At 63.4% G+C, this 5,650-nt stretch carries 4 protein-coding genes; 3 read left to right on the top strand and 1 reads right to left on the bottom strand.

Annotated features, from left to right (window positions below; genetic code table 11):
* Positions 1-595, bottom strand: a 595-nt coding sequence (locus J7643_19895) for a hypothetical protein (protein ID MBO9542858.1), incomplete at its 3' end; no start/stop codon positions are given.
* A gap of 263 nt (positions 596-858) precedes the next feature.
* Here J7643_19895 and J7643_19890 point away from each other — a divergent pair.
* From J7643_19890 to J7643_19880, 3 genes are all read left to right on the top strand, one after another.
* The gene (locus J7643_19890; protein MBO9542857.1) at positions 859-2,397 is read left to right on the top strand and encodes a hypothetical protein; all 1,539 of its coding nucleotides are present in this window, start codon (positions 859-861) and stop codon (positions 2,395-2,397) included.
* Between the two features lie 131 nt (positions 2,398-2,528).
* The gene (locus J7643_19885; protein MBO9542856.1) at positions 2,529-4,178 is read left to right on the top strand and encodes a glycosyltransferase family 39 protein; all 1,650 of its coding nucleotides are present in this window, start codon (positions 2,529-2,531) and stop codon (positions 4,176-4,178) included.
* 149 nt (positions 4,179-4,327) lie between these two features.
* The gene (locus J7643_19880; GenBank protein ID MBO9542855.1) at positions 4,328-5,296 is read left to right on the top strand and encodes a glycosyltransferase family 2 protein; all 969 of its coding nucleotides are present in this window, start codon (positions 4,328-4,330) and stop codon (positions 5,294-5,296) included.
* Positions 5,297-5,650: the final 354 nt, after the last annotated feature.

Here is a 5,650-nt window from a genome sequence, read left to right as displayed (position 1 = left end):
CGGTCCCGAGCGGGGGGACGGGCTCCGGCGTCGCCGTCGGCGCGGGGGTCGGGCTCGGCGTCGGCAGGGGGGTGGTGACGATGTCGCCGTCCGTGATGGTGACGCCGATTCCGACCAGGCCGGTATTGGGATCGACGGTCGTCGGGTTGAGCTTGAGGGCGAGCGAGACCGTCGTGAGCTGGCCCGCCAGGACGGAGACGCCGCTCTTGTTGGCGGTGCCGATGTTGCTTCCGGCTGCGTCGAGGGCCTCGATCTTGACCGCGATGACACCCGCCTTCAGGTCTTTGAAGCTGAACTCGGCCCCGTTGTTGAAGGCCGCCGTCTGCACCAGGGGCGACGCAAGGGAGTCGCCCGTCAGGGTGACTCGCAGTTGCTTGATGTCCGCCTTGGTGGCTTGCGCCTGGTAGTCGTCGCTGCGGAACGAGAGCTTCACGGCGCCGAACTGCTGGTTCAGGGCGGTCTCACCGTCGAGGCCCGCGCCCGGCATCAGGTTGCCGGGAATGGCACAGCCGAGCGTTCCCACGCCCATGGCGATCGACACGGCGCAAAGCGCGCGCAGCAGGAGGGTCGAGTTGGAGGGTTTGGTTATCTTCAAGGGTTTTCTATCCTTTCGGCTCGTGTTGGTGGTTCCACCAGCTGATGAACACGGTACCGAAAGGCCTTGGCATCGAAGATAACGTGAGATTAAGCCTAGGTGACTTATCTGTTGGTCGATCATCCCGCGCTGGGACTTGAATGGGATAAGCGGGCGAGCAAGTTGAAGATCGGATCTCACGAACATCGTTGTTCGCTTGGCTGATTTAATCGCACGCGCTTTGACGCTAGTTATTGCTTGTCCATTTTTAGTTGGGGGGAATCATGCGCCGAAAGCTCGTTATTTTTGAACTCAACGAAGTCCCTTATAAAGTCATCGATGATCACGTCGCGGCCCACCCGCACTCCCACTTCGCCACCCTGTTGCGGACGGCGGCGCAGTTCGTCGGGAAGACTCCCGATCAGATCCATCTGCATCCCAAGGTCTCCTGGCCGACCTTTCACCGGGGCGTGCCGGACACGGTGCACGGCATCCTGGAGTACAACCAGGACACGACCGAGATCGACCGGCGCTACCCGCGCTTCTGGGAGGTCCTGCGCGCGGCGGGGCGGACCATCGGGATCGGCGGGTCGATCGGCTCCTACCCGGTGCCGCGCGACGATCGCCACATCGCCTTCTACCTGCCCGATCTCTTCGCGCCCACCTTCGAGACCAAGCCGCACCACCTCAGCGCTTTCCAGGCCTTCAACAACGGCGCGATCGCCCAGTCCCAGCTCGTCGTCCGCCGGGGCCTCGACAAGCAGCGAGCGGCCACCTTCTTGCTGGCTGCGCCCCGCCTGGGCATTCGCGGTCGCACCCTCCTCGCTGCCGTCGGTCAGTTGGCCTCCGAGGTGCTGGACAAAAGGCGGGTGGTGCGCCGGCGCACCATCCAGGCTATCTTGAGCTTCGACGTGGTCTATCGGCAGCTGAAAACCACCCGGCCTGACCTCGTCACCTTCTTCTCCAACCACTGCGCGTCCTCCATGCACCGCTACTGGGCGGCGACCTATCCCCATGATTACGCGGCCCAAGCCCACGCCGAGGCCTCGCAGGGGAAGCGCATGACCGTCGAGACCTCGCGCAACGAGATGTCGCGCGACTGGATCGACGCCTACAAGGGTGAGATTCCCCACACCATGCGCGCTGCCGACAAGATGCTCGGCGATCTGATGGCCTTCGTGGCGCGTCACCCCGAGTATCGCCTGCTGCTCATCACGACGATGGGGCAGCGCGCCGCCGTCGCGAAGCCCGTCTACAACCAGCTCGTCCTGGCCGAGCCCGGGCGCTTCTTTTCTCGGTTGGGCCTGGAGCCCGGCGAGTGGCGCCAGCTTCCCGGCATGGAGCCTTGCTACAACGTCGCCTTCTCGGACGCGGCTGCCAAGGCGCGCTTCATCCAGCGCGCAAGGGGCCTGCAGCTCGTGGGGACTCCCTTCGCCTTCGAGACGCATGACGAGCGAAGCGTCACCTTCTGGGTCGACCGCCAGAACGTCGATCCCGCCACGGCGCGCGTGGAGCTCGACGGGGCGAGCTATTCGCTCTCGGACTTCGGCCTCCAGGCCGAGGCGATCCAGGACGAGGTGGGCTCGTCCGGGTGGCACATCCCCGAAGGGACGGCCCTCGTCTTCGACCCGCAGGCGGACCTCTCGCGCTTCGGCCAGCGCCGCGAGGTGCCGACCACGGCCTTCACGAGCGCCATCCTCGCGAGCTTCGGGCTCGAGAAGCCCGACTACATGCCTGCCTACCCCGAGGCGCTCGCCGAGTGCTTCGGACTGGTGTCGATGAATATTGCCCGGCCGATGGGGCGCAGCCGCGACGGCCTCTGAACCAGGCGCGTTCGCTCCTCTCGCATGACCTGTATCGTTCGTCGCTACCGGCAGTGGCCCTTGCCTTGCAAGGGGCACTGCCGACTTCGCACACGCATCGTCATAGACTTTCTTGCAAGACAGGAGACGTCATGCTGCACCAACTTTCTCCACGTCGCCTCAAGGTCGATCTCCGCCTGCTGGGCTTCCTGCTCTTCCTGGCTACCTACCTGGTTTTGTTCCTCATCGAGCCTCGCCTTGGTCCGATCGACGATCACGGTTTTCTGGACACCATCCAAATTGGCAAGCGCCTGGATTTCTTCATCGAGCCAAAGTTCGGCCGGTTTTATCCCTTGGACGCGCAGGAGTACAACCTGATCGCCCACTTCTTGGGCCCTCTCCCCTTCTACTACTACCTCTTTAACGCCTGTCAGTTCCTGCTCCTCGTTCTGGTTGCCTGGCGTGTCTTGACCCGGGTGACCCGCCAACGCCTCGCCAAGATCGGGGCCATTTGTTATCTGGCGCTCGTGCCGGGCTTCGCCACGGCTTATTTCAGGCTGCAGGTTCCCGAGCGCGGTGCGCTCCTGTTCTTCTTCCTGTTCCTGCTCTGCTATCTGCGCCACCGGGAGCGCGGGAGGGTCCAGGACCTGGTGGGGAGCCTTCTGTTCGCCAACGTGGCCCTCTATTACAAGGAGCCCGGCTTTATCATGCTGGGGGTCTTCGCTCTGTTGCATCTCGTCGCGAGCTGGCGCTCGAGCCCCGCCGCTCAGAAGCTCTTGGATGGCCTCTTGTTGCTCAGCTCGGGCATCTTCTGCACCCTTTACTACTGGCTGGCCTATCGTCACGTGGGACGCCATCGCTACGGCGAGACCACCTATGACCAAGGGATCATGCTCCTGAAGAACCTCGCCTTCTTCATGCTTTCCGATCCCCTCATCGCCGTGCTCTTGCCCACCCTCTTGCTCTACCGGTTCTATCGGCTCGCGATCGCCAGGCAGGATCGCTTTCACCCCCTCTACGACGCCATGCTGGTGGCCGCCCTGTGCTACCTGCTGGTATACGTAGCGCTCAACCTTCAGACCTACCATTACCTGTTGCCGGCCTATGCCCTCGCCTTGCCTGCTGCCCTCCACTTCCTAAAGGAGCTCTGGCCAGCGGTGGCCCGTTCACGCTGGCTCGCGGTCGGTTTTGGAGCGCTCGCGGTCTGTCTTATCAACTCTGCGGTCATTGGTCTGAACATGGTGAGCGTCTACAAGTACGTGCCCCTCAACTACAACAAGATGCTCGATCGCCTCGCGCCCCTGCTCGATGCTCAGTTCCAGGCGAGCGGTGGCAAGCGAACGGCCATTTTCTTGGATGGCGTCAATCCGGCCAGTGGCAACGAGATCTACGCGAGCCTCGGGAAGTTCCTCAACTACTCTGGCGTTTCCTCGGAGAAGTTCGACCTGCGCAGCGAGCTTCCGCCCGACAACCTGGTGTACTACGGCCTCAGCCCCCACTCGCCTTACAGCGTCTTCAACAGCCGTCACACCGACCAAATCCAATCGGGTGACCTCCTGGTGGTGAGCCCCTACACGTCTTTCAGCATGGCGCCGGACCGGCTTGCGGCCCTGGCCCAGGACTACGAGCTGCTGTATCGCACCGCAAGCCCTTACAACATCCCCGACGTGAACCTCAAGCTCTTCGCGAAGTCGCTCTTCCTCTGGGGGCTGAGGGCCGGAGGCCACAAGGAGGTGTACAGCCCATACTTCAACTACAACCTACACAGGACCCCGGATTTCTACGTCTTCAAGAAGCGATAGGTGACCAGAGAGGAAGTCGGCCTTGCCCATGGTTTTCGTGCATCCTGCCTCATCTCCCCTGTCTGCCGAAGACCTATGCTGTCAAGCAAGCATCAGCGACGTCGCGGGTGCCTGAACCCACACGCTCGGAACCGAGAGGATAGAGAAACATGTACGAACGTAGCCCCGTGGTTCTTTCCGTCATCGTCCCCATCTTCAACGAGGCGGCGATTGTCAACGAGATGTATCACCGGCTGACGGCGGTCCTGGCGTCGATGGGGGAGTCCTACGAGCTCGTCCTGGTGGACGACGGCAGCAGCGATGCCTCCTGTGAGCTGGCCGTGGCCCTCGGGACGCGCGACGAGCGGGTCAAGGTGATCCGCTTCTCGCGCAACTTCGGCCACCAGGCCGCCATCACGGCGGGGATGGACCACGCCATCGGCGAGGCCGTGGTGGTCATCGACGCCGACCTCCAGGATCCGCCCGAGCTGATCCCGCAGTTGATGGCGAAGTGGCGCGAAGGCTACGACGTGGTCTACGCGGTGCGCGCCGAGCGAAGGGGAGACTCGGCCTTCAAGAAGGGGACGGCCGCCCTCTTCTACCGCCTCATGCGCCGGGTCACCAACGTGGACATCCCCCTGGACACCGGGGACTTCCGCCTCATGAGCCGCCCGGTGGTCGAGGTCCTCAAGCGGATCCGGGAGAGCCACCGCTACATCCGCGGTTTGGTGAGCTGGATTGGCTTTCGCCAGGTGGGAGTCCCCTTCGTGCGCCAGGAGCGCTTCGCCGGCGAGACCAAGTATCCCCTGCGCAAGATGCTGAAGTTCGCGCTGGACGGGGTGACGGCCTTCTCCTTCTTCCCCTTGCAGCTGGCTACCTACTCGGGCTTTTTCGCCTCGGCGCTCGCCTTTTTGGCGATCCTGGGGGTCGTGGGCCTGCGCCTCTTCACCGACCTGACGATTCCCGGCTGGGCCTCCTTGATGGTCTGCACCCTGCTGCTCGGGGGCGTCCAGCTCATCACGCTCGGGATCCTCGGCGAGTACATCGGGCGGATCTACGATGAGGTCAAACGGCGCCCCCTCTACATCGTCCAGGAGCGCTTCAACTTCTCGCAGGACGGGGTGCCCTCGTTCGGCTAAGACGCCCGCCGCAGTGCTCGACGCATGCCTGATCCCTCGTCCCTGACGGGACAGGGGATCAGGCGGATGCTCGTTTTAGGGCCGCAGGTCTGAGCGGCGGCCTAGCGCCTGTGGCTGTTTTGCAAGGCAGCGAGAGATGCTGGAAAGCCTGTGATGGCGTCAGAGCGCCGGAGCCTCTCGCAGATCTGCAGAAACGTTTGATGCTCGAAGGTATGGGAGGCAGGAGGATGCACGGATCCAAGCGGTGGTCTTTTTCGCGGGAGTGGTGGGGCCTGGGCGCTCTGATCGCCTGCCTCGCGAACTGTAGCGCCCAATCGCCCCCCACGGGCCACGGGGCGTCGTCGGGAAAGCAGA

It is taken from the genome of bacterium (genome assembly GCA_017744355.1).
GTDB lineage: Bacteria > Cyanobacteriota > Sericytochromatia > S15B-MN24 > UBA4093 > JAGIBK01.
The sequence above is the reverse complement of the archived record's forward strand: the minus strand, read 5'-3'. Positions and strand labels throughout refer to the sequence as shown.